We start from the raw sequence: 24586 nt of genomic DNA on the forward strand, positions 1-24586 counted from the left end.
CGTGAGTCCGTTCACGGTGAAGCGCCCTGTCCGACCCTCGGGTCGGGTGGGGCGCTTCGTCGTTCCGACGACGGCGCAACGGGAATCGCAACGGGGTGGTTCGGGGACACCCATGCTGGTCGAGTGGTCGCCGCAGACGGCTCATCGAGACCCGGCAATTCGGACCTGCATGCTGGTCGCGTAGTCGCTGCAGGCGGCTTATCGAGACCCGGACCGGGCGGGGCCTCAGTCCGCCGACAGCCCCAGCTGCGCGTCCAGCGCGTCCAGGGAGTCGATCCGGCGCACGCCCAGCTCGACCGCCTCGGGCGGCAGCTCGCGGCCGTGCTCGGGACCGCCGACGCGGTCGAGCCAGACGCCGCGCAGGCCCGCAGCAGCCGCTCCGACGGCGTCGGTGCCGAGCCGGTCGCCGACGTAGAGGGCCTCCTCCGGAGAGACCCCGAACCGCTCGCAGGCGATCGCGAAGATCCGCGCGTCCGGCTTGGCGACGCCGACGTCGCCGGAGGCGATCACGTGCTCGAAGCGACCGGAGAGGCCCGTGCCCTCGATCTTCCCCCGCTGGAAGTCGAGCACGCCGTTGGTGATGACGCCGAGGCGGACTCCGGCGGCGTCGAGCCGGTCGAGGACGGGCAGCGCGTCGTCGTGGAGGGTCCAGGCGGCGACGTAGTGCTCGAGGTACCCGCGGAACCAGGAGCTCGCCTCCTCGGGAGTCAGCCCGACTCCGGCCTCCGCGGCGAAGTCCGTGGCGCGCGCCCGGCGCTGGCCCTCGTAGTCGAGCTCGCCCGCGAGGTAGCGGTGGTAGTGCTCCTCCTCGAGCAGGTGCCAGCGGCGCTGCACGTCGGCCGGCTCGCCGGCGTAGGCGGCGCCGAGCGAGGCGGCGTACGCGACGATCCCCTCCCGCACAGCGCGGGCATGGGCGAAGAGGGTGTCGTCGAGGTCGAAGAGCGCGAGCCGTAGCACGGCCGCCTCAGCGGACGCGGCGGAGGAGGCCGACGGAGTCGTAGACGGCGGCGAGCGTGCGCTCCGCGGTCTCGGACGCGCGGTCGGCCGCGAGGGAGAGGACCCGGTCGAGCTCGGCCGGGTCGGCGAGCAGCTCCGCGGTCCGCGCTCGGATCGGGTCGAAGGTGGCGGCGACCACCTCGACGAGGCCCTTCTTGAGGTCCCCGTAGCCGCGGCCCGCGTACTCCTGCTCCAGCGACTCGACGGAGCGGTCGGCGAGGACCGAGTAGATCGTCAGCAGGTTCGAGACGCCGGGCTTCGCCGCCCGGTCGAAGCGCACCTCCGACTCGGTGTCCGTCACGGCGCGCATGATCTTCTTCGCGGTCGCCTTCGGCTCGTCGAGCACGCTGAGCAGGCCCGCATCCGACTCCGCCGACTTCGACATCTTGGCGCCCGGGTTCTGCAGGTCGAAGATCTTCGCGGTCTCGCGCACGATGTGGGGCTCCGGCACGGCGAAGGTCTCGCCGAAGCGCGAGTTGAAGCGCGCGGCGAGATCGCGGGTGAGCTCCAGGTGCTGGCGCTGGTCCTCGCCGACCGGCACCGCGTCCGTCTGGTACAGCAGGATGTCGGCCGCCATCAGGATCGGGTAGGTGAACAGGCCCACCGAGGCGGCCTCAGCGCCCTGCTTCGCCGACTTGTCCTTGAACTGCGTCATCCGGCTGGCCTCGCCGAAGCCGGTCAGGGTGTTGAGGACCCAGGCGAGCTCGGCGTGAGCGGGCACGTGGGACTGGATGAAGAGGGTCGAGCGCGCGGGGTCGATGCCCGCGGCGATGTACTGCGCGGCGGTCGCGCGGGTGCGCTCGCGGAGCTGCTGCGGGTCCTGCGGGACCGTGATCGCGTGCAGGTCGACGACGCAGAAGTAGGCGTCGAAGTCCTCCTGCATCGCGACCCACTGGGTCAGCGCGCCGATGTAGTTGCCGAGGTGCAGCGACCCGGAGGAGGGCTGCATGCCGGAGAAGATGACGGGCTTGGCGCCCGGGGTGCTGGGAGTCATAGGTGGCCTCGAGGGGTCGGTTCGCGGGGGAGAGGGTCAGAGCTCGTAGTCGACGACCACGGGGGAGTGGTCGGACCAGCGGGTGTCGTAGGAGGCGGCGCGGTCGACCTCGTAGCTGCGGGCGAGGTCGGCGAGCGCGGGCGTGGCGAGCTGGTAGTCGAGGCGCCAGCCGGTGTCGGTGTCGAAGGCCTGGCCGCGCTGCGACCACCACGTGTACGGCCCGGGCACCTCGCCCGCGAACCGGCGGCCGAGGTCGACCCAGCCCAGTCCGGCACCGGCGTTGTAGTCCGGGTCGCCCTCGGCGCCGACGAAGCGGTCGACGTAGGCGCGCTCCTCCGGGAGGAAGCCGGCCTTCTTGACGTTGCCCTTCCAGTTCTTGATGTCGAGCGTGCGATGGCCGACGTTGAGGTCGCCCATCACCACGGCGAGCTCGCTGTGCGCCTGGATCTCGGGCAGGCGCGCCTCCATCGCGTCGAGGAAGCGGTACTTCTCGACCTGCTTGGGGGTGCCGACCTCGCCGGAGTGGACGTAGGTGGAGACGACGGTGAGCGAGCGGCCGCCGACCTCGTAGTCGGCCTCGAGCCAGCGTCCGGCCGAGTCGAAGTCGTCGGCGCCGAACGTCACGCGGTGGATCGTGGCGCGCCTGCGCGAGGCGAGAGCGACTCCGGCGCGCCCCTTGGCGGTCGCCTCGTCGTGCAGCACGTCCCACTCGTCCCCGAGGAGCCCCGTGAGGTCGTCCGTGGAGGCGCGGACCTCCTGCAGGGCCAGGACGTCGACGTCGCGGGCGGCGAGCCAGTCTCCCATCCCCTTGCGGTAGGCGGCGCGGACGCCGTTCACGTTGACGGAGGCGATGCGGAGGGTGCTGCGAGTCACCGGAGCAGTCTATTCGGAGCCGCGGAGCGGGCCGCCCGGCCGCGCTCGCACCCCGGAACGCGGAAGCCGGCGGCCGCCTCGCGCCACTCCCTCGGAGAGGGGGAGGAGCGCGGAGGCGACCGCCGGCGGGACCGCTCAGGACGGTCGGTCGGAGGGGATCAGGCGGGGACGGCCTGCGCGGTGGCGGGCTCGGGCACCTCGGCGACCACCGGGGCGCGCTTGATGCTCTTCGCGATGATCACGCAGACGGCCGTGACGACCATGCCCACCAGGATGGCGACCAGGTAGAGGATCGGCTGCCCGACGAGCCCGGTGACCCAGACGCCGCCGTGCGGGGCGCGGAGGGTGGAGCCGAAGAGCGCGACGAGCGCACCCGTGACGGCCGAGCCGACCATGGCGGACGGGATCACGCGCAGCGGGTCGACCGCGGCGAACGGGATGGCCCCCTCCGAGATGAAGGACGCGCCCAGCAGGTAGGCGGCCTTGCCGTTCTGGCGCTCGGCGTCGGTGAACAGGCGCTTGCGGAGCGTCGTGGCGAGGGCCAGACCCAGCGGCGGGGTCATGCCGGCGGCCATGACGATCGCCATCACCTTGAACTGCACGGAGTTCGGGTCGCCGTCGGCGGGGACGGAGGCGAGGCCGGTGGTCGCGAAGGCGTAGGCCACCTTGTTGACCGGACCGCCCATGTCGAACGCCATCATGAGGCCGAGGATGATCCCCAGGATGATCAGGTTGCCGCCCGAGAGGCCCGAGAGCCAGGACGACAGGCCCTCGCTCAGTGCGCGGAGCGGCGCTCCGAGCACCACGAACATCAGGAAGCCGGTGATGAAGGTGGCGATCAGGGGGATGATCACGACGGGCATCAGCGACTTGAACGCCGCGGGGAGCTTGATCCGCGAGATGTAGAGGGCCGCGTAGCCGGCGATGAAGCCGGAGGCGAGGCCGCCCAGGAAGCCCGCGCCGACGGTGACCGCGACCGCGCCGCCGAGGAAGCCCGGCGCGATGCCGGGACGGTCGGCGATGCCGAAGGCGATGAAGCCCGAGAGCACCGGCACCAGGAACGCGAAGGTCGCGCTTCCGATGAGGAACATCACTCCGGCCCAGTCGGTGATGTTCGCGACGTTGAAGCCGTCGTCGATGATCTGCTGGGCCGTGAAGTCGACGATGCGGTAGCCGCCGAACAGGAACGACAGCGCGATCAGCAGACCGCCCGCCGCGACGAACGGGATCATGTAGGAGACGCCGGTCATCAGGTTCTGGCGGATGCGCGTGCCGACGCCGACCTTCTTCGGCGCGGCGGGGGCCGCGGCCGGAGTCGAGCGGGCGGGGGCGGACGCGGCGGAGCCGGAGCCGCGGAGGGCCAGAGCGCGGTCGAGGACCTCGTCCGGCTTGGACAGGGCCTCGGCGACGCCCACCTGGAGGATCGGCTTGCCGGCGAAGCGGTCCTTGCCGCGGACCTCGAGGTCGGCGGCGAGGATGACGACGTCCGCGGCGGCGATGTCGGCCGCGGTCATCTCGTCCGAGCCGGCCGCGCCCTGGGTCTCGACGTGGATCGGGTAGCCGCGCTTCTTCGCGGCCTGCTCGAGCGCCTCCGCGGCCATGTAGGTGTGGGCGATGCCCGCGATGCAGCTGGTCACGGCGACGAAGCGCGGGCCGGAGGCGGGGCTCGCGGCGGGCGCGTCCTGCACCTTCGCGACGGCGCGGTCGATGACGTCCGCCGCCTTCGCGAGCGCCTCCGACGTGCCCACCTCGAGGGTGGGCTTCCCGGCGAAGCGCTCCTTGCCGCGGACCTCGAGGTCGGCGGCGAGGATCACGACGTCGGCGTCGGCGATGGTCCGGTCCGACATGGGATCGGACCCCGCGGCGCCCTGGGTCTCGACCTGGATCTCGTACCCCTTCTTCTTCGCGGCCTGCTCGAGGGCCTCGGCCGCCATGTAGGTGTGCGCGATGCCGGCGATGCAGCTCGTGACGGCGACGATCCTCATGAGACGACGACCTCTCGGGCGATGATGTCCGCGACCTCCTGGCCGCTGGCGGCGGCGCGGAGGGAACCGGTGAAGGACTCGTGGATCAGCTTGCGGGCGAGCTGGGCGAGGATCTTGAGGTGCGCCTGGTCGGCGCCGTCCGGAGCCGCGATCAGGAAGATCAGGTCGGCCGGGCCGTCGGGGGCGCCGAAGTCGACGCCCTGCTTCGCGATGCCGACCGCCACGCTGGGCGAGACGACGTGGGAGGAGCGGGCGTGGGGGATCCCGATGCCGCCGGGCATGCCGGTCGCCATCTGCGACTCGCGGTCGCGGACGTCGGCGAGGAAGCCGTCGAGGTCGGTGACGCGGCCGGCGTCGGCGAGCGTCTTCGCGAGCTGCGCGGTGGCCTCGTCCTTCGTGGCGGCGGTGAGGTCGACGATGACCGTCGACGCCTCGGTGAGAGCAGTCATGCGCTCAGTTCTCCAATCGGGAGGGTGGGGTCGGGGTTCTCGACGACGGAGACGTCGTCGAGGCGGAGGGAGTCGGGACCCGGGGCTTCGCTGCCCGGGAGCTGGACGGCGGCGGTACCCCACGCGACTGCTGTCGCGAGGCGCTCCGCCTCCGTGGCGTCGACGGCCGAGAGGTAGCCGGCGAGCGTGCTGTCGCCGGCGCCGACGGTGCTGAGGGGCACGACGGCGGGGGCGCCCGCCCACCACGACGCGTGCGCCGTGACGAGGAGGGCGCCGTGCTCTCCGAGGCTGACGAGCGCTCGCGCGTCGGGCAGCTGCAGGAGTTCACGGGCTCCGGCGACGACGTCTCCGACCGTCGTCAGGGAGCGGCCGAGGAGCTCCTCGAGCTCCTCGAGGTTGGGCTTCACCAGGGTGGCGGTGCCGGCCGCGATGATCGCGGTCAGGGGGGCTCCCGAGGTGTCGACGGCGAGGGGGACGCCGAAGTGCAGGGCGAGGCGGCCGAGGGCGGGGTAGAAGTCCGCTCCCAATCCCGGGGGGACGCTGCCGCAGGCGACGAGCCAGCGGGGCGAGGCCGAGACGTGCTCGCCGATCAGCTCGGAGAGGGCGTGAGCCTCCTCCTCCGTGACGGCGGGGCCGGGCTCGTTGATCTTGGTGGTGCGGCCCGTCCGGTCGTCGACCACGGTGATGTTGGTGCGGATCGGGTGGGCGATCGCCGCACTGGCCGAGCGGACTCCGGCGGCCCGGAGCATCGTGGACAGGTCGACGCCGGTGGAGGCGTCGGCCGGGTAGACCGCGGTCGCCTCGACGCCGTTGCGCGCGAGGGCACGGGCGACGTTGACGCCCTTGCCGGCCGGGTCGCGCCGCACGTCGTGCGCGCGGTTGACCTCGCCGACGGCGAAGCCGCTCGTGGAGAGGGTGACGTCGATGCTCGGGTTGGCGGTGACGGTGACGATCATGCGCGGACGACCTCCGGGCCGGCCGACTCGATGTCGTCGGCGAGCTCGTCGTCGACATCGGCGTCGGTGATGACGGTGTCGACCGCGGACAGCGGAGCGACGTGCCCGAAGTCCTGCCGGCCGAACTTCGAGTGGTCGGCGAGGACCACGACCCGGCGCGCGGAGGCGATGATCGCGGACTTGACGACGGCCTCGTCGAGATCGGGGGTGGTGAGCCCGCGCTCGAGGCTGAGGCCGTTCGTGCCGATGAAGGCGACGTCCACCGAGACCGTGGAGAGGGCCTGGGCGGCCCACGGCCCGACGGCGGCCTGCGTGACTCCGCGCAGGTGCCCGCCGATGAGGTGGAGGTCGATGTTGGGCCGGCCGACGAGCGCCATCGCGACGGGGAGGGAGTGGGTGACGACCGTCAGCCGGCGGTCCAGGGGGAGCAGCTCCGCCAGCCGCACCGTGGTGGTGCCGGCGTCGATGGCGATCGAGCCGCCGTCGGGCACCTCGGCGAGGGCCGCGGTGGCGATGCGGTCCTTCTCGCCGGCGAGGTGTCCCTCGCGGGCGGCGACCTCGGGCTCGATGCCCAGCCGCTCGACGGGGATGGCGCCGCCGTGCGCACGGCGCAGCAGGCCCCGCTTCTCGAGGCTGGTGAGATCGCGGCGGATCGTCTCCGGCGTCACGGCGAGGGAGAGGGCGAGGTCGCGGACCTCGACGCGCCCGTCGGTGCGGGCGCGGTCCAGGATCGCCTGGTGCCGCTCCGGTGCGTACATGTGGACTCCGTCGTCTCGCCGTGGGTGGTGCGCCGGATCCGCGGTGTCGTTTCCGACCTCGGATCTGCGTTTACCTCTTTTTAGACCCGTTCAGGAGGGAAGTCAACAGAAACGGACAGAATCGGCAGGCGGAATCGGGCGCGGCGACGCCGGGAAGACCGGGAAGCGGACCGCCGGGTCAGGCGGCGAGCTGCTCGAGCTCCTCCTCGAGCTGCGCGAGCTGGCGCTCCAGGCGCCGTCGTTTGAGGAGGGACGCCTCCGGCAGCGCGGCGCGAAGCCGCTCGCGCTCGGCCTCGGCGAGGGTGCGGCGGGCGGTGCGCAGCTGCTCCTCCCGCTCCTTCTCGCGCTCCTCCGGCGTGAGCTTGCGCGCCGAGATCCCGGCGTCGCTCATCCCGACGGAGATCCACGACGCGGCGATCAGGATCACCTGGCAGACGAGGTTGAACCAGATCAGCAGACCGATGAGGACCGCGAACGAGGCGAGCAGCGGATTGCGGGAGGCGCCGCCCAGCAGCTGCGTCCCGAGGACCTTGAGCGCGCCGAGAGCGATCCCGCCGAGCAGCGAGCCCGCCCAGAGGTTCTTCCAGGGGATCGAGATGCCCGAGAGGATGCGGAAGGAGCCGGCCAGGGTGCCCGTGTCCAGGGCGAGCATGATCAGCAGGCCGACCGCGCTGCCGGCGAGACGGGCCGGCATCGACTCGCTGCCGATCCCGAGGAAGCCGAACGCCACGTCCACCAGCGAGGTCGAGAACACGGAGAGACCGGCCGAGACCAGCAGCACCGCCCCGAAGACCAGGGCGAGCCCCGCGTCCTTGAGCTTGAGCAGGACGAAGAGGGTCGTGGGTCCGGGGAGCGAGAAGAGCAGCCGGACCGCCTGGCGCAGGCTCCCCAGGAAGTTGAGCGCCGTCCAGAGCAGGCCGGCGGCCGCGATCGCACCCGTCCAGCCGAGGATCGACGAGTCGAGCAGGTCGTCGACCGACACGAGGGCGTTCTTCCCGCCGATCAGGCCGGGGACGGAGCGGGTCACCAGGTCGAGGAGGGAGTCGCGCAGCACCGAGTCGTCGCGCACCCAGAAGCCGAAGACGGCGAAGAAGACGAAGAGCGCCGCGAAGACCGCGAACAGGGCCTGGAAGGCGAGTCCGGAGGCGAAGAGGGGCCCGCCGGTCTCGGAGTAGTGGAGCATCACCCGCACCGGCCGCGTCCGCATGACCCGCTCGAACAGGCCCGGGATCCCGCGGGGAGTGTCGGCCGCCTCGGTCATTCCTCCAGCGTACTGAGGCCTCGCGGCGCTCCCGTGCACGCGCCCGCCTGCACGCTGGAACGCGTCCGGCCCGCCGGATCCGAGGATCCCGGCGGGCCGGACGCGTTCGCGAGGGGGAGGATCAGGCGCGGCCGCGGATGACGGCCTGCTTCACCTCGGCGATCGCCTGCGTGATCTGGATGCCGCGCGGGCACGCCTCCGTGCAGTTGAAGGTCGTGCGGCAGCGCCACACGCCCTCCTTGTCGTTGAGGATGTCCAGGCGCGCTCCACCGGCGTCGTCGCGCGAGTCGAAGATGAAGCGGTGGGCGTTCACGATCGCCGCGGGGCCGAAGTACTGCCCGTCGGTCCAGAACACGGGGCAGGACGACGTGCACGCGGCGCAGAGGATGCACTTCGTGGTGTCGTCGAAGCGGGCGCGGTCGGCGACCGACTGCACGCGCTCCTTGCCCTTGGGCGCCGGGGTGTTGGCGACCAGGAACGGCTGCACCTCGCGGTAGGAGGCGAAGAACGGCTCCATGTCGACGACGAGGTCCTTCTCGAGGGGCAGTCCCTTGATCGCCTCGATGTAGATCGGCTGCGAGATGTCGAGATCCTTGATCAGCGTCTTGCAGGCCAGGCGGTTGCGGCCGTTGATCCGCATCGCGTCGGATCCGCAGATGCCGTGCGCGCACGAGCGGCGGAAGGTCAGCGATCCGTCCTGGTCCCACTTGATGCGGTGCAGGGCGTCGAGGACGCGGTCGGTCGAGTACATCTCGACGTCGAAGTCCTGCCAGCGCGGCTCGGCGTCCACCTCGGGGTCGAAGCGGCGGATGATGAACGTGACGGTGAACGCCTCCGGGGCCGCGGGGGCGGCGGGCGGCTGCTCGAGGGTAGCGGTCGACATGGCTAGTACTTCCTCTCCATCGGCTGGTACCGGGTGATCACGACGGGCTTCCAGTCGAGCCGGATGTGGTCACCGGCGTCGGAGGAGTGGGCGTCACCGGAGAGGTACGCCATCGTGTGCTGCATGTAGTTCTCGTCGTCGCGCTTCGGGAAGTCGTCGCGCATGTGGCCGCCGCGGCTCTCCTTGCGGTTGCGCGCCGAGTAGACGACGACCTCGGCGAGGTCGAGCAGGAAGCCCAGCTCGACGGCCTCGAGGAGGTCGGTGTTGAAGCGCTTGCCCTTGTCCTGCACCGAGATGTTGCGGAACCGGTCGCGCAGGCGCTGGATGGTCCCGGTGACGGCCTCGAGGGACTCGTCGGTGCGGAACACCTGGGCGTTCTTGTCCATCTCGTCCTGCAGCTCCTTGCGGATCGAGGCGATCCGCTCGGTGCCGGTCGCGGAGCGGAGCGAGGCGAGCATGTCGCGGATCGCGCCGGCCGGGTCGGCGGGCAGGGGGGTGAAGTCGACCGTCTTGGCGTAGTCGGCGGCGTTGTTGCCGCTGCGCTTGCCGAAGACGTTGATGTCGAGGAGGGAGTTGGTGCCGAGGCGGTTGGAGCCGTGCACCGAGACGCACGCGCACTCGCCGGCGGCGTAGAGGCCGGGGACGACGGTCGTGTTGTCCGAGAGCACCTCGGCCTTGACGTTGGTCGGGATGCCGCCCATCGCGTAATGCGCGGTCGGCATGACGGGGACCGGCTCGACGACGGGGTCGACGCCCAGGTAGGTGCGGGCGAACTCGGTGATGTCGGGGAGCTTGGTCTCGAGGACCTCGGCGCCCAGGTGGGTGCAGTCCAGCAGCACGTAGTCCTTGTGCGGTCCGGCGCCGCGGCCCTCCGCCACCTCCTGGACCATGCAGCGGGCGACGATGTCGCGCGGCGCGAGGTCCTTGATGGTGGGGGCGTAGCGCTCCATGAAGCGCTCGCCCGAGGCGTTGCGGAGGATCGCACCCTCTCCTCGCGCCCCCTCGGTGAGGAGGATGCCGAGGCCGGCGAGGCCGGTCGGGTGGAACTGGAAGAACTCCATGTCCTCCAGGGGGAGGCCTTTGCGCCAGATGATGCCGACGCCGTCGCCGGTGAGGGTGTGCGCGTTGGAGGTGGTCTTGTAGATCTTGCCGAAGCCGCCGGTCGCGAAGATGATCGCCTTCGCCTGGAAGACGTGCAGCTCGCCCGTGGCCAGCTCGTAGGCGACGACGCCGGAGGGCTTGGCCACTCCGTCGACCTCGGTCATCACCAGGTCGAGGACGTAGAACTCGTTGTAGAAGTTGATGCCGAGCCGGACGCAGTTCTGGAACAGCGTCTGCAGGATCATGTGGCCGGTGCGGTCGGCCGCGTAGCAGGCGCGGCGGACGGGCGCCTTGCCGTGGTCGCGGGTGTGGCCGCCGAAGCGGCGCTGGTCGATCTTGCCCTCCTCGGTGCGGTTGAAGGGCAGGCCCATGTTCTCGAGGTCGATGACCGCGTCGATGGCCTCCTTCGCGAGGATCTCGGCCGCGTCCTGGTCGACGAGGTAGTCGCCGCCCTTGACGGTGTCGAAGGTGTGCCACTCCCAGCTGTCCTCCTCGACGTTCGCGAGGGCGGCGGCCATGCCGCCCTGCGCCGCTCCGGTGTGGGAGCGGGTCGGGTACAGCTTCGAGATCACGGCCGTCTTCGCCTTCGGGCCGGCCTCGATGGCCGCGCGCATCCCGGCACCGCCGGCGCCGACGATGACGACGTCGAACTGGTGGTAGTGGACGCCGTCGGGTCCGACGGTCTGCGCGAAGGCGCTCTGGTCGGCGCCGGTGTGGGAGTGGCCTGGTGTGCTCACGGGGTGGGTGCTCCGTCGTACGGGGATGGGAGGGGGAGGTGCCGGGACGCGGTGCCGCGGACCGGGAGGGGCGCGGGCCCCTCTCCGATCCGCGGCACCGTGGTCACGCTGCGCAGAAGGAGGGCAGCAGGTCCGCGGCGGTGCCGGCGGGGCACGGGTCGAACGCGAAGACGACCCAGGTGCCGAGCGCGATCAGCGCGACGACGGCGACGAGGATGCCGCCCTTGAAGGCCTTGGCCAGCAGGGGCGAGGTCGCGTAGTCGTTGACCAGCGTGCGCATGCCGTTGCCGCCGTGGATCAGCGCGAGCCACAGCATGAGGACGTCCCACCACTGCCAGAACGGGTTCGCCAGCTTGCCGCCGACGAAGCCGAAGTCGATGGCCTTGATGCCGTCGCCCAGCAGCAGGTTGTAGATGAGGTGCCCGAAGATCAGGACGATCAGCACGACGCCGGAGGCGCGCATGTAGATCCAGCCCCACTTCTCCCAGTTGGTGCCGGAGGAGCGGGTCGGGGTGTGCGGGGTCCGCGGTGCGGCGACGGTGCTCAATGCGCACCCCCCTCGCTGAAGACGTTGATCAGGTGGCGCGGCGCGAAGCCGAGCATCAGCACGACCCAGAGGCCCATGACGACCCAGAAGAGGACGCGCTGGTTGCGGGTCGCCCAGCTCCAGAAGTCGACCAGGATGATCCGCAGGCCGTTCAGCGCGTGGAACGCGATGGCGCCCACGAGCCCGGTCTCGCCGAGTCCCATGATCGGGTTCTTGTACGTGCCGATGACCGCGTTGTACGCCTCGGGGCTCACGGCGATGAGAGCGGAGTCGAGGACGTGGACGAGGAGGAAGAAGAAGATGGCGACACCGGTGATCCGGTGGAGCACCCATGACCACATGCCTTCGCGACCGCGGTACAGGGTGCCGGCCGGACGCCGGATCTTCCCCTGCTTCCGGGGTGCGAGGGTTTGAGCAGCTTGAACTGACACGAACAACCCTCCCTGGTTGTGCTCCGACGGCCTGACCTGTTCCCACGTCGCGTGGACGGGGACGGGGCGGGGAGCGACGAGAAACTCGCCCTCCGATTCTAAGCGCGCTCGCAGGCGGGCGCGGCTTAGGCGAGCCTTAGCTGCGGGGCAGGGCGAGGGCGGGCGCCCCCGCGGTCGCGTAGTGCGCGAGGAGCTCGTCGGTGAGCGCGCTCCAGGTGCGGTGGAGCACGCGGCGGCGGCCCGCCTCGCCGAGCCGGGCGCGCAGTGCGGGATCTCGGACCAGGCGCTCCACCTGCCGGCGCAGGTCCGAGTCGCTCTCGGGCGCGTAGAGCAGGCCGTCCACGCCGTGCTCGATGAGGTCGGTGGGGCCGCCCGCGTGCGGCGCGACCACGGCGGTGCCGGACGCCTGCGCCTCCTGGACCGTCTGGCCGAACGTCTCCTCCGTGCCGGTGTGCACGAAGACGTCGAGCGCGGCGAAGACCGCCGGCAGCCGGTCGCCGTCGAGCCGGCCGAGCATCCGCGCCGCCGTGCCGAGGGCGGCGGCGACCCGGGCGGAGGAGGGGCCGTAGCCGCCCACGACCAGCTCCGCGTGCGGGAGGGAGGCGAGTGCCGCCATCCGCTCCACCCTCTTCTCGGGGGAGAGGCGCCCGATGTAGCCGACGAGCGCGTCATCGGCGCCGAGTCCGGCTCGGACGGCCTGCGCGTAGGGGGAGGAGCGGCGGCGCGGGTGGAAGCGCTCGCTCTGCACGCCGCGGCCCCACAGCGCGGTGCGCTCGATGCCGGCGGCGGCGAGGTCGTCGAGGGCGCTGGTGGAGGGGGCGAGGGTCAGGTCCGCCCCGGCGTGGATCTGGCGGATCACCCGCCAGGCGAGGGCGCGGGCGCCGCGGATGCCGTAGCGGGCCGCGAATCGCGCGACGTCCGTCTGGTACATCGCGACACTCGGCACCCCGAGCCGGCCGGCCGAGGCGATGGCGCGGGCGCCGAGGAGGAAGGGCGAGGCGACGTGCACCACGTCGGGCTCGAAGTCGGCCAGCTCCCGGGTGAGGGCGAGCGTGGGGATTCCGACCGGGAAGTCGCGGTAGGCGATCGCCGGGTGCTCCACGACGCGGTGGCCCGCGTAGTGGCCCGGCGCCCCCGCGGCCGGGCAGACGACGAGCGCCTCGATCCCGCGCTCCGCGAACTCGTCGAGCACCCGCAGGACGCTCGTGGTCACGCCGTTCAACGACGGCAGGAAGCTCTCGGTGACGACCGCGACTCTCACGCCCCGGACGCTACGGCGGCGGGATGAACGGCGGCGCGCGCCCGGGTGAACGGACGGTCGCGCTCGGGCTCCCTTGTATCCTGCGGACATGACATCACCTGAGACCGATGGCCGCGCCCCGCTCGACCGCTTCTACAGCGTGATCCCCGCCGGCGGGATCGGCTCGAGGCTGTGGCCGCTCTCCCGGGCCGACGCCCCGAAGTTCCTGCACGATCTGACGGGGTCGGGACAGACCCTCCTCCGCGACACCTGGGACCGCCTCGCGCCCATCTCGGGCGCCGACCGGATCATGGTCGTGACCGGCCGCGCGCACCGCGCCGCCGTCGAGGAGCAGCTCGAGAGCCTCGAGGACCTCAACGTCGTCCTCGAGAGCGAGCCGCGCGACTCGTCCGCCGCGATCGGCCTGGCCGCCGCCATCCTCGAGCGCCGCCAGCCCGGCGTGATCATCGGCTCGTTCGCCGCCGACCACGTCATCAGCGGTCAGCAGCTGTTCCACGACGCGGTCGCCGAGGCCGTCGTCGCGGCGGACGCGGGCTACATCGCGACCATCGGCATCACGCCGACCGAGCCTGCCGTGGGCTTCGGCTACATCCGCACGGGGAAGCACCTCGGGATCGACGGGGCGACGCACACGCTCGCCGTCGACTCCTTCGTCGAGAAGCCCGACGCCGACACCGCGCGCGCCTACCTCTCCAGCGGTCAGTACCTCTGGAACGCGGGCATGTTCATCGCCCGCGCCGACCGCCTCCTCGAGGAGCTCGGCCGCGCCAAGCCGAAGCTGCTCGCCGGACTGCTCGAGCTCGCCGCCGCGTGGGACACCCCGGAGCGCGGCGCGGTCGTCGACCGCATCTGGCCGGGCCTGGAGAAGATCGCGATCGACTACTCCGTCGCCGAGCCGGCCGCGGCCGCGGGCAAGCTGGCCGTCGTGCCCGGCCACTTCTCCTGGGACGACGTGGGCGACTTCGCCTCGATCGCGAAGCTGCACTCGAGCGGACTCCGCTCGGACCTCGCCATCCTCGGCGAGGACGCGCGTGTTCTGGCCGACTCCGCGACGGGCATCGTCGTCAGCGGCGGCAACCGCACCATCGCCCTCATTGGAGTGAAGGACATCGTCGTCGTGGACACCCCCGACGCACTCCTGGTGACCACGACCGAGAACGCCCAGAAGGTCAAGGGCGTCGTCGACGCCCTGCGCCTCTCCGGCCGCACCGACGTCCTCTAGCACTCCGTCCCACCCGTCGAAGCGCGGCCCTCCCCTCGGAGGCGCCGCGCTTCGCCGTTCCGCCCCTCGCCTCATGCGCGTGCGGCGGTCCCGATCCGCCGTTCGCGCGGCCACTCGACCACCCTCGATGAGGGCCTCGGCCGTCCCGCTCGGTGCTGGCGGGCGGGTCTCCGCTTGCGCGGCAACTCGACCACCGTGGAAGCACCCGTCCGAGCCCGACCGCGCGCACCGCGGAGCTCCTCCGAACGCCTTCGACGTCCGGCAGCAGGGGAGAGGGCCGCGAGCCGGAATCGCGTGCCAGCGATTCAGGCCAGCCCGACGCGACCCGCTCTGCGGAACGCACCCGTCGCGAAGCCGACCGCGCCGAGCCGCTCCGCGGCTCGGAATCGAGCCCAGCCGACCGCGCCGAGCCGCTCCGCGGCTCGGAATCGAGCCCAGCCGACCGCGCCGAGCCGCTCCGCGGCTCGGAATCGAGCCCAGCCGCCCGCACCCGCGACACGCTCCCCATGTCGCGAAGATCAACACTGTGTAACTCTTCCTGACCACCACCGTTCGGGCGGCTGAGCGGCTTGTCACATTGGGTAACGTGTGGGGATCGACGCCCTGCTGCGCTCGTCGCGCGGGGCCGCATTCCTGGAGGACGACATCTTGACTATCACCTCGCGTAAGGCCGCGTTCGGCGGTCTCGCCGCCCTCGGCGTCACCGCGCTTCTCGCCGGTTGCGCCTCCGCCCCCGAGGAGAGCGGCTCCAGCGCCGCCGCCGGTGGCGACTTCCTGCCCTGCATGGTCTCCGACGCGGGCGGGTTCGACGACAAGTCGTTCAACGAGCTCGGCTACAACGGCCTCGTGAAGGCCTCGGAGGACCTCGGTGTCACGCCGAAGACCGTCACCTCGGAGTCCGAGACGGACTACGCCCCGAACCTGACCAGCCTCGTCGACCAGGGCTGCAACCTGATCATCACCGTCGGCTTCGCGCTGGCCGAGGCCACGTCGGCCGCGGCCGAGGCGAACACGGACATCGACTTCGCGATCATCGACGACGCGTCGATCGACCTGCCGAACGTCAAGCCGATCACCTTCGACACCTCGCAGGCGGCGTTCCTCGCCGGCTACACGGCCGCGTCGTACTCCAAGACCGGCGTCGTCGGCACCTACGGCGGCCAGCAGTTCCCGACCGTCACGATCTTCATGGACGGCTACGCCGACGGCGTGAAGTACTACAACGAGCAGAAGGGGAAGGACGTCAAGGTCGTCGGCTGGGACGTCGACGCGCAGACCGGCTCCTTCACCGGCGGCTTCGCGGCGGGCGTCGAGGCCAAGTCGGCCGCGCAGTCGCTGATCGACCAGAACGCGGACGTCATCCTCCCCGTCGGCGGTCCGATCTTCCAGTCGGCGATCGAGGCGATCCGCGACTCCGGCAAGGACATCGCGATGGTCGGCGTGGACGCGGACCTGTACGAGACCTACCCCGACGGCGCCGACCTGTACCTGACCTCGATCCTCAAGGGCATCGAGGCCGGCACGACCGACGTCACCAGCTCCGCCGGAGCCGACGACTTCGACCCCACTCCCTTCGTGGGCACCCTCGAGAACGACGGAGTCGGCATCGCGCCGTTCCACGACTTCGAGTCGAAGGTCTCGGGCGACCTGCAGGGCGAGCTCGACACCATCAAGGCGGGCATCATCGACGGCTCCATCACCGTCACCTCCCCGTCCGCTCCCGCGGCGTCCTAGCCGCTTCCTCGAAGAGGCCGGCGGGCCCGAGCACACCTCGGGCCCGCCGGCCTCTTCGTCGGTCCGGCGGGCGGATCGGCTCCGCTGCGGCCATCGATCCCGGCCGACGGCGCATCGTGGCGCGAACCGAAAGTTAGATTGGTCCCATGAAGCTCGAACTGCGTGGCATCACGAAGCGCTTCGGCGCGCTCGTGGCCAACGACCACATCGATCTCACCGTCGAACCCGGTGAGATCCACTGCCTCCTCGGCGAGAACGGCGCGGGCAAGTCGACGCTCATGAACGTGCTCTACGGCCTGTACCAGGCCGAGGAGGGGGAGATCCTGCTGGACGACGCGGTCCAGCACTTCTCCGGTCCGGGTGACGCCATGAAGGCGGGCATCGGGATGGTCCACCAGCACTTCATGCTCGTCCCCGTGTTCACCGTCGCCGAGAACGTCATGCTGGGCCACGAGGAGACGAAAGCCGGCGGGCGCCTGGACCTCGCCGCCGCGCGCGCCCGGGTGCGCGAGATCTCGGACCGCTTCGGCTTCGACGTGGATCCCGACGCCCTGGTCGAGGACCTCCCCGTCGGCGTGCAGCAGCGGGTCGAGATCATCAAGGCCCTCTCCCGCGACGCCCGGGTGCTCGTGTTCGACGAGCCGACCGCGGTGCTGACTCCGCAGGAGACCGACGAGCTCATCGCGATCATGCGCCAGCTGCGTGCGGCCGGGACCGCCATCGTCTTCATCACGCACAAGCTCCGCGAGGTGCGCGAGGTCGGAGACCGCATCACGGTCATCCGCCTCGGCAGAGTCGTGGGGGAGGCGTCGCCGACCGCGAGCAACGCCGAGCTCGCCTCGCTGATGGTGGGACGCGCCGTCGAGCTGACGGTGCAGAAGGAGCAGGCGGTGCCGGGCGAGGAGGCCCTCGTCGTCTCGAACCTCACCGTGCGCGACGCCAACGGCCAGGCCGTCGTCGACGACGTCTCCTTCGAGGTCCGCCGCGGCGAGATCCTCGCGATCGCGGGCGTGCAGGGCAACGGCCAGACCGAGCTCACCGAGGCGATCATGGGCCTGCAGGAGCGGGTCGAGGGCTCGGTGACCCTGGACGGGCGCCGCCTCGACGGGCTGTCCGTGCGCCGCGTCCTCGAGTCGGGGGTCGGCTTCGTCCCCGAGGACCGCACCGAGGACGGTCTGGTCGCCGAGTTCACGATCGCCGAGAACCTCATGCTCGACCGCAGCGACCGCGGTCCGTTCGTGAAGGGACTGGGCCTGCGGCTCAAGGAGCTCGAGCGCTTCGCCGAGGAGCGGGTGCGCGAGTTCGACGTGCGCGCCCAGGGGATCGGCACCCACGTCGGCCGCCTCTCCGGAGGCAACCAGCAGAAGGTGGTGCTCGCGCGCGAGCTCAGCCGGGAGCTGCGGCTGTTCATCGCGGCGCAGCCCACCCGCGGCATCGACGTCGGCTCCATCGAGTTCGTCCACAAGCGCATCGTCGAGACGCGCGACACCGGGGTCCCCGTGATCGTGGTGTCGACCGAGCTCGACGAGGTCGCGGCGCTCGCCGACCGCATCGCGGTCATGTACAAGGGCGGGATCATCGGCATCGTCCCCGCCGACACGCCCCGCGAGGTCCTGGGGCTCATGATGGCCGGGCAGGCGCCCGCCGAGAAGGGAGCGGCGGCGTGAGCGACGCGCAACTGCCCGCGGTCGATCCCGACGCGGAGACCGAGAAGGCGTCCGGGCTCGAGCCCGGCCAGAAGCCGGATCAGGAGGTGCGCCCCGGCCCGCTCGAGAGCGGTGCCTCGCGTGTCCTGCGCGAGATCCTCTCCGGCACCGCGCTGATGTCGGTGCTCGCCGTGCTGCTCTCCCTCATCGCGGGCGGCGTGCTGATCGCTGCGACCGACAAGGACGTCCAGGCGGCGTCGGGCTACTTCTTCGCCCGGCCGCTCGACACCCTGCAGGCGATCTGGCAGTCCGTCTCCGGTGCCTACTCCTCGCTCTTCCAGGGCTCGGTCTACAACTTCCGCCGCGAGGGCTTCGCCAACGGCATCAAGCCACTGACGGACACCCTGGCCTTCGCGACCCCGCTGATCGCCGGCGGCCTCGGAGTGGCGCTGGCCTTCCGCGTCGGCCTGTTCAACATCGGCGGCCGCGGCCAGATGCTGATCGCCGCCGCCTGCGCGGGCTGGGTCGGCTTCTCCTTCGACCTCCCGTGGGGCGTGCACCTGATCGTCGCGCTCGCCGCCGGCATCCTGGGCGGCGCGCTCTGGGGCGGACTCGTGGGACTGCTCAAGGCCCGCACCGGCGCGCACGAGGTGATCCTCACGATCATGCTCAACTACGTCGCGTTCTACCTGATCTCCTACCTCCTGCGGACGCCCGGCGCGCTGCAGGCGCCCGGCTCGAACAACCCGAAGTCGCCCGGGATGAAGGAGACCGCCGTCTTCCCGGCGCTCCTCGGCCCCGGCTACTCGCTCACGCTCGGCTTCGTCTTCGCGGTCCTCGCGACCGTGTTCGTCTGGTGGCTCCTGAACCGCTCGACGATCGGCTTCAAGTTCCGCGCGGTGGGGGAGAACCCGCACGCGGCGCGGGTCGCGGGCATCGACGTGAAGAACAGCTACGTGTACGCGATGCTGCTCTCCGGCGGCCTGCTCGGCCTCGCCGGCAGCGCCCAGGTGATGGGGACGGTCACGACCGGCTTCACCTCCGGGATCGACGCGGGCATCGGCTTCGACGCGATCACGGTCGCGCTGCTGGGCCGCTCCCGACCCTGGGGCGTGTTCTTCGCCGGCATCCTCTTCGGCGCCTTCAAGGCGGGCGGTTACTCGATGCAGGCCGCCGAGGGCGTGCCGATCGACGTGGTCCTCGTCGTCCAGTCGCTGATCGTCCTCTTCATCGCCGCGCCGCCGCTGGTGCGCGCGATCTTCCGCCTCCCGACGCCCGGGGCCGCCCCGAAGCGCCGCACCCGCCGCACCTCGGAGGTGTCCGCATGAGCACCGCCGTCGCCACCGCCCCCGACCGCGTCGTGATCCGCAGCTGGAAGGCGCCGATCGCGTTCGGCGTCTTCGCGCTGCTCGCCGCCGTCCTCTTCGTGGCCCTCGGCCGTGACGGGACGAGCTCGTTCCGCCTCGCCGCGGGGACCGACTTCTTCGCGCTGCCGGACATCCCGTTCCCGACGCGGGGGACGGGCGTGGTCGTCGCGATCCTCCTGGTCGCCCTGGCCGTCGCGTCGGCCGCGCTCACCCGCTCCGGCCGCCGGATCCCGCTCTGGCTCTCGGCGGTCTTCGCCCTGGTCTTCCTGATCGGGTTCCTCGTCTGGGCGTCGGCCGGTGCCGCGCTGCCCGTCTCGGGGCTGCTGCTCGGGACCGTCGGGCTCGCCACTCCGCTGATCTTCGGCTCGCTCGGCGGCGTCATCTCGGAGCGGGTCGGAGTCGTCAACGTCGCGATCGAGGGGCAGCTGCTCGCCGGCGCCTTCACCGCGGCGATGGTCGGCTCCCTCACCCGCCAGCCGGTGCTCGGCCTGCTCGCGGCGATGGTCGCGAGCGTCCTGGTGTCGTTCGTGCTGGCCGCCTTCGCGATCAAGTACCTGGTCGACCAGGTGATCGTCGGAGTCGTGCTGAACGTGCTGGTGACCGGCCTGACGAGCTTCCTCTACTCCCAGGTCCTCTCCGCCGACGCGTCGACGTTCAACTCGCCGGTGAAGTTCGACCGCCTCCCGATCCCGGTGCTCAGCCAGGTGCCGATCGTGGGCGCCGTCCTGTTCAACCAGACGGTGATCGTCTACCTGATGTACTTCGCGATTTTCGCGGTGTGGCGGGGCCTGTTCAAGACCAAGTGGGGCCTCCGCCTGCGCGCAGTGGGCGAGCACCCGCAGGCCGCGGACACCGTGGGCATCGATGTCGCCCGCACGCGCTTCTGGAACGTCTCCCTCGCCGGGGCGATCGCCGGAGTCGGCGGCGCGTACTACACGCTCGACGCGGTCGGCGCGTTCGGCAAGGAGATGACCGCGGGTGCGGGCTTCATCGCCCTGGCCGCCGTCATCTTCGGCCGCTGGGACCCGATCAAGGCGACGCTCGCGTCGCTGCTGTTCGGCTTCGCGACCAACCTGCAGAACGTGCTCGGCGTCATCGGCTCGCCCGTGCCCAGCGAGTTCATGCTGATGCTGCCGTACGTCGTGACGATCTTCGCGGTGGCCGGTCTCGTCGGCCAGTCCCGCGGACCGGCCGCCGCCGGCAAGCCGTACCTGAAGTCCTGAGAGGAGCCGTCGTGACCGACATCGACTGGGAGGCGCTGCGCGAGGCCGCCCTGGAGGCCATGAGCCACGCCTACGTCCCGTACTCGAAGTTCCCCGTCGGGGTCGCCGCGCTCGTGGACGACGGCCGGACGATCTCGGGCTGCAACGTCGAGAACGCCTCCTACGGGCTTACGCTCTGCGCCGAGTGCGCGCTGGTGTCCTCGCTGCACATGACGGGCGGCGGCCGGCTCGTCGCCTTCACCTGCGTCGACGGGAAGGGCGGCGTCCTGATGCCCTGCGGGCGCTGCCGCCAGCTGCTCTTCGAGCACTCGGCCGAGGGCATGCTCCTCCAGACCGTGTCGGGCGTGAAGACGATCGACGAGGTCATCCCCGACGCCTTCGGCCCGCGCACGCTCGAGGCCTACGCCGCCTCCTAGCGCCGCCGTCACCGCTCCCACTCCCGAACCGAGGACTCCGCATGACCCGCGCCACCCCCGTCGAGGACTTCGACGCCGTCGACATCATCCGCACCAAGCGCGACCGCGGCACGCTCTCGACCGCGCAGATCGACTGGCTGATCGACGCCTACACGCGCGGCTACGTCGCCGACGAGCAGATGGCGGCCTTCGCGATGGCGGTCCTGCTGAACGGGATGGAGCGCGACGAGATCCGCGACCTCACCCTGGCGATGATCGCCAGCGGCGAGCGCATGCGGTTCGACGGACTCGGCAAGCGCACGGTCGACAAGCACTCCACGGGCGGGGTCGGCGACAAGATCACGCTGCCGCTGATGCCGCTGGTCGCCTCCTTCGGCGTGGCGGTGCCCCAGCTCTCGGGACGCGGGCTCGGCCACACGGGCGGAACGCTCGACAAGCTGGAGTCGATCCCGGGCTGGCGGGCCGACCTCGGCAACGAGGAGATGCTGGAGCAGCTGCGGACGGTCGGCGGCGTGATCTGCGCCGCAGGCTCGGGCCTCGCCCCCGCCGACAAGAAGCTCTACGCGCTCCGGGACATCACCGGGACCGTCGAGGCGATCCCGCTGATCGCGTCCTCGATCATGTCGAAGAAGATCGCCGAGGGGACCGACGCCCTGGTGCTCGACGTGAAGTTCGGCTCCGGGGCGTTCATGGTCGACATCGAGCGCTCGCGGGAGCTGGCGCGGGCGATGGTCGACCTCGGCAACGACGCGGGGGTGCGGACCACCGCGCTGCTGACCAACATGAACGTGCCGCTCGGTCTGGCCATCGGCAACGCGAACGAGGTGCGGGAGTCGGTCGAGGTGCTCGCCGGCGGCGGCCCCTCGGACGTCCGGGAGCTGACGCTGGCCCTGGCCCGCGAGATGCTGGCCCTCGCCGGGCAGCCGGACGCGGACGTCGAGCGCGCCCTCGACGGCGGCGCGGCGATGGACACCTGGCGCGCGGTCATCCGCGCTCAGGGAGGGGATCCGGATGCGGCGCTCCCCGAGGCCCGCGAGACCCACGTCGTGGTCGCCGAGCGCGACGGCGTCCTGGTGGAGCAGCAGGCGCTGCCGTTCGGCATCGCCGCCTGGCGCCTGGGCGCCGGACGCGCCCGCCAGTCCGACGCGGTGCAGCACGCGGCGGGGATCGACCTGCACGCGAAGCCGGGCGACCGCGTCCGCGCGGGCCGGCCCCTGCTCACGCTGTCGGCCGACGAGCCGGAGCGCTTCGCCCGGGCGCTGGAGGCGCTCGCCGGTGCCTACCGGATCGGCGACGACGGCGACGAGGTGCTCGACGGCGGCCCCCTCGTGGCGGAGCGCGTCTCCTAGCCCCGCGCCGCCCGGCACGGAGGAGGCGCCGCCCGGCGAGCCGCTCCCGCCGACCCTCTAGGGTGGTCGGCGAACCACCGCCGACCTGCGAGGAGCACCGTGACCGATCAGACCGAGGAGTACCTCCTCCCGGGCGAGGGCGTCCTCATCGACGAGCTCCCCAAGGTGTCGCTGCACGACCACCTCGACGGAGGCCTGCGGCCCGGGACGGTCCTCGAGATCGCCCGCGAGACGGGCGTGCCTCTCCCGGCCGAGGAGCCGGACGCGCTCGCCGAGTGGTTCCGTGGCACGGCCGACTCCGGCTCCCTCACCGACTACATCGCCACCTTCGAGACGACGGTCGCCGTGATGCAGACCGCGCCGGCGCTCGAGCGCGTGGCCCGCGAGTTCGTGCTCGACCTCGCCGCCGACGGAGTCGTGCACGGCGAGGTGCGCTGGGCGCCGGAGCAGCACCAGCGCGCCGGGCTCTCGCTCGACGCGGCTGTCGAGGCGGTCCAGGAGGGGCTGCAGCAGGGCGTGCAGGAGGCGGCGGCGCAGGGACACCGCATCCGCGTCGGCCAGCTGATCACCGCGATGCGGCACGCCGACCGCTCGCTCGAGGTCGCCGAGCTGGCGCTTCGCCACCGCGAGCGCGGTGCGATCGGCTTCGACATCGCCGGAGCCGAGGCGGGCTTCCCCGCCTCGAGGCACCGTCCCGCCTTCGAGCTGCTCGCGGCGGCGCACTTCCCGACCACGGTGCACGCGGGGGAGGCGGACGGCCTCGACAGCATCCGCTCCGCCCTGCTCGACGGCCGCGCGCTGCGCCTGGGTCACGGCGTCCGGATCGCGGAGGACATCCGCATCGAGCGCCAGGACGACGACGCGAGCTACGTGACCCTCGGCGAGCTCTCGGAGTGGGTGAAGGACCGCGAGATCGCCCTCGAGCTCAGCCCCTCCTCCAACCTGCAGACCGGCGCCGTCGCGGCGTGGGGTGCCGAGCTCGCCGACCACCCCTTCGACCTGCTCTACCAGCTGGGCTTCCGCGTCACGGTGAACACCGACAACCGCCTGATGAGCGCGACGACCCTCAGCCGCGAGCTCGCCCTCCTGTCCGACGCGTTCGGGTACGACCTCGACGACTTCGAGGCCTTCCAGCTGAACGCGGCTCACGCCGCCTTCCTGCCGCTCGACGAGCGCCGCGAGCTCGTCGAGACGATCAGCGCCGGCTTCGAGGCGGCCTGACGGTGCCGCTCGACGCGCTCCCCGAGGAGGCGGTGGCCCTCCGCCACTCCGCCGGATCCTGGCGGGAGGCCGTCCTCGAGGCGGGCCGTGCTCTCGAGCGGACCGGTGCGGTCGACGCCGCCTACTCCCGGCGCATGGTCGAGCAGGTCGACGTGCTCGGGCCGTACATCGTCATCGCGCCCGGGCTCGCCCTCGCGCACGCCCGGCCCGGCAACGACGTCCTCGCGGACGGCCTCTCCGTCGTCACGCTGGCCGAGCCCGTCGAGTTCGGGCACAGCACCAACGATCCGGTCTCGGTCGTCATCGGGATCGCCGCCACCCAGGCGCACGGGCACGTCGGTTTCGTCTCCGGGCTCGCCGACGTGCTCAGCCGTCCGGACGCGGTCGGCGCCCTCGCCGCCGCCCGCACCCTCCGCAGCATCAACGCCGTCCTCACCGACAGCACCCCGCACCACCCGCACCACGGAAGAAGCGCATGAAGATCGTCACCCTCTGCGGCGCCGGAATCGGCACCTCCGCCATCCTCAAGCTCGGCGCCGAGCGCGCCCTCGAGACCCTCGACCTCGAGGCCGAGGTGATCGCCTCCGACCTGGCCTCCGTCGACGCGCTCGCCGCCGACGCGCAGGTCATCCTCACCTCCGGCGAGCTCGTCGACCGCATCGGCCGCACCTTCGCCGAGGTCGTCGTCATCGACAACTACCTCGACCAGAACGAGATCACGGAGAAGATCGAGCGAGCGCTGGGCTGAGCTCGACTCTGAGCCGCTCCCTGCGCGGCTCAGCGCGGTCGGCCTCCCGACGGGGTGCGTTCCGCAGAGCGTATTCCGTCGGGCTGCCTCGAATCGCTGCCACGCGATTCTCGGACGCGCCCTCCACCTTGCGGTGAGAGGGCGCTCCCTCCTCCTGCTGGTCGAGTAGCCGCAGAGCGGCGTATCAAGACTCCCATTTCCAGGGCGCGATGTGTCTACCGTGCGGTGGGAGGGCGTCCGTCGTCCGCCCCTTCTGGTCGAGTGGCCGCGGAGCGGCGTGCCGGGAGCCGGCTTCCCGCGCGGACGGCTGCTCGGGTCTTGGGGGGTCAGCGGGCGGCGAGCTGCTCGAGGACGGTGCCGATCAGGCGGCGGGCGCGTCGACGGAGGCCAGGTCGGAGGCGATCACCTCGGCCTCGAGGTCGAGGGTC

Annotated in this window: 23 protein-coding genes; 10 read left to right on the forward strand and 13 right to left on the reverse strand. The window is 71.7% G+C overall.

The window, feature by feature from the left end; genetic code table 11:
* Positions 1-225: 225 nt before the first annotated feature.
* The 13 genes from C5C44_RS09825 to C5C44_RS09890 all read right to left on the reverse strand — a co-directional run bounded on the left by C5C44_RS09825 (position 226) and on the right by C5C44_RS09890 (position 13232).
* On the reverse strand, positions 226-957 hold the full coding sequence (locus C5C44_RS09825) for an HAD family hydrolase (protein WP_104335770.1): 732 nt from the start codon (positions 955-957) through the stop codon (positions 226-228).
* Between the two features lie 7 nt (positions 958-964).
* A complete protein-coding gene (gene trpS / locus C5C44_RS09830; RefSeq protein ID WP_104232840.1) occupies positions 965-1990 on the reverse strand; it encodes a tryptophan--tRNA ligase in 1026 nt (341 codons plus the stop codon).
* 36 nt (positions 1991-2026) lie between these two features.
* Entirely contained in the window at positions 2027-2863 is an 837-nt protein-coding gene (locus tag C5C44_RS09835) for an exodeoxyribonuclease III (RefSeq protein WP_104223192.1), read from the reverse strand.
* A 158-nt stretch (positions 2864-3021) separates the two neighbouring features.
* On the reverse strand, positions 3022-4848 hold the full coding sequence (locus C5C44_RS09840; protein ID WP_104232839.1) for a PTS fructose-like transporter subunit IIB: 1827 nt from the start codon (positions 4846-4848) through the stop codon (positions 3022-3024).
* Complete coding sequence (locus C5C44_RS09850) at positions 4845-5297, reverse strand: PTS sugar transporter subunit IIA (RefSeq protein ID WP_097166616.1); 453 nt, start codon at positions 5295-5297, stop codon at positions 4845-4847. Before C5C44_RS09850 ends, C5C44_RS09840 begins: the two co-directional genes overlap by 4 nt.
* On the reverse strand, positions 5294-6253 hold the full coding sequence (locus C5C44_RS09855; RefSeq protein ID WP_104226424.1) for a 1-phosphofructokinase family hexose kinase: 960 nt from the start codon (positions 6251-6253) through the stop codon (positions 5294-5296). The genes C5C44_RS09850 and C5C44_RS09855 overlap by 4 nt, the downstream gene beginning before the upstream one ends.
* On the reverse strand, positions 6250-7011 hold the full coding sequence (locus C5C44_RS09860) for a DeoR/GlpR family DNA-binding transcription regulator (protein ID WP_104226423.1): 762 nt from the start codon (positions 7009-7011) through the stop codon (positions 6250-6252). Before C5C44_RS09860 ends, C5C44_RS09855 begins: the two co-directional genes overlap by 4 nt.
* 178 nt (positions 7012-7189) lie before the next feature.
* A complete protein-coding gene (locus C5C44_RS09865; protein ID WP_104223189.1) occupies positions 7190-8272 on the reverse strand; it encodes a YhjD/YihY/BrkB family envelope integrity protein in 1083 nt (360 codons plus the stop codon).
* A 121-nt stretch (positions 8273-8393) separates the two neighbouring features.
* Complete coding sequence (locus tag C5C44_RS09870) at positions 8394-9155, reverse strand: succinate dehydrogenase iron-sulfur subunit (protein WP_068254543.1); 762 nt, start codon at positions 9153-9155, stop codon at positions 8394-8396.
* A 2-nt stretch (positions 9156-9157) separates the two neighbouring features.
* Entirely contained in the window at positions 9158-10894 is a 1737-nt protein-coding gene (sdhA, locus tag C5C44_RS09875; RefSeq protein ID WP_104232891.1) for a succinate dehydrogenase flavoprotein subunit, read from the reverse strand.
* A 202-nt stretch (positions 10895-11096) separates the two neighbouring features.
* Positions 11097-11540, reverse strand: coding sequence for a succinate dehydrogenase hydrophobic membrane anchor subunit (locus C5C44_RS09880; protein WP_104223187.1), 444 nt, complete (start codon positions 11538-11540; stop codon positions 11097-11099).
* Positions 11537-11923 carry a succinate dehydrogenase, cytochrome b556 subunit gene (gene sdhC / locus C5C44_RS09885; protein WP_258059417.1) on the reverse strand — a complete coding sequence of 129 codons (387 nt, stop codon included), beginning with the start codon at positions 11921-11923 and terminating at the stop codon, positions 11537-11539. Before sdhC ends, C5C44_RS09880 begins: the two co-directional genes overlap by 4 nt.
* 184 nt (positions 11924-12107) lie before the next feature.
* On the reverse strand, positions 12108-13232 hold the full coding sequence (locus C5C44_RS09890) for a glycosyltransferase family 1 protein (RefSeq protein ID WP_104335771.1): 1125 nt from the start codon (positions 13230-13232) through the stop codon (positions 12108-12110).
* Between the two features lie 88 nt (positions 13233-13320).
* On the opposite strand from C5C44_RS09890, the gene C5C44_RS09895 reads away from it, so the two are divergent.
* The 10 genes from C5C44_RS09895 to C5C44_RS09940 all read left to right on the forward strand — a co-directional run bounded on the left by C5C44_RS09895 (position 13321) and on the right by C5C44_RS09940 (position 24158).
* Entirely contained in the window at positions 13321-14454 is a 1134-nt protein-coding gene (locus C5C44_RS09895; protein ID WP_104223184.1) for a mannose-1-phosphate guanylyltransferase, read from the forward strand.
* A 648-nt stretch (positions 14455-15102) separates the two neighbouring features.
* Positions 15103-16188: a BMP family protein gene (locus C5C44_RS09900; protein WP_104232890.1), complete on the forward strand. Its 1086-nt coding sequence runs from the start codon at positions 15103-15105 to the stop codon at positions 16186-16188.
* 146 nt (positions 16189-16334) lie between these two features.
* A complete protein-coding gene (locus tag C5C44_RS09905) occupies positions 16335-17855 on the forward strand; it encodes an ABC transporter ATP-binding protein (RefSeq protein ID WP_104335772.1) in 1521 nt (506 codons plus the stop codon).
* Positions 17852-19162, forward strand: a complete 1311-nt coding sequence (locus tag C5C44_RS09910; protein WP_219812597.1) for an ABC transporter permease — start codon at positions 17852-17854, stop codon at positions 19160-19162. The genes C5C44_RS09905 and C5C44_RS09910 overlap by 4 nt, the downstream gene beginning before the upstream one ends.
* Positions 19159-20424, forward strand: a complete 1266-nt coding sequence (locus C5C44_RS09915; RefSeq protein ID WP_104335773.1) for an ABC transporter permease — start codon at positions 19159-19161, stop codon at positions 20422-20424. The genes C5C44_RS09910 and C5C44_RS09915 overlap by 4 nt, the downstream gene beginning before the upstream one ends.
* A gap of 11 nt (positions 20425-20435) precedes the next feature.
* On the forward strand, positions 20436-20840 hold the full coding sequence (locus C5C44_RS09920) for a cytidine deaminase (protein ID WP_104223180.1): 405 nt from the start codon (positions 20436-20438) through the stop codon (positions 20838-20840).
* Positions 20841-20881: 41 nt separating this feature from the next.
* Complete coding sequence (locus C5C44_RS09925; RefSeq protein WP_104335774.1) at positions 20882-22189, forward strand: thymidine phosphorylase; 1308 nt, start codon at positions 20882-20884, stop codon at positions 22187-22189.
* Positions 22190-22288: 99 nt separating this feature from the next.
* A complete protein-coding gene (locus C5C44_RS09930; RefSeq protein ID WP_104335775.1) occupies positions 22289-23410 on the forward strand; it encodes an adenosine deaminase in 1122 nt (373 codons plus the stop codon).
* A 2-nt stretch (positions 23411-23412) separates the two neighbouring features.
* Positions 23413-23889 (forward strand): PTS sugar transporter subunit IIA, encoded by a 477-nt coding sequence (locus C5C44_RS09935; RefSeq protein ID WP_104335776.1) that lies wholly within the window; start codon positions 23413-23415, stop codon positions 23887-23889.
* Positions 23886-24158, forward strand: coding sequence for a PTS sugar transporter subunit IIB (locus C5C44_RS09940; RefSeq protein ID WP_104226416.1), 273 nt, complete (start codon positions 23886-23888; stop codon positions 24156-24158). The genes C5C44_RS09935 and C5C44_RS09940 overlap by 4 nt, the downstream gene beginning before the upstream one ends.
* The last annotated feature ends 428 nt before the right edge of the window (positions 24159-24586 follow it).

It is taken from the genome of Rathayibacter sp. AY1F6, assembly GCF_002932035.1.
Classification (GTDB): Bacteria; Actinomycetota; Actinomycetes; order Actinomycetales; family Microbacteriaceae; genus Rathayibacter.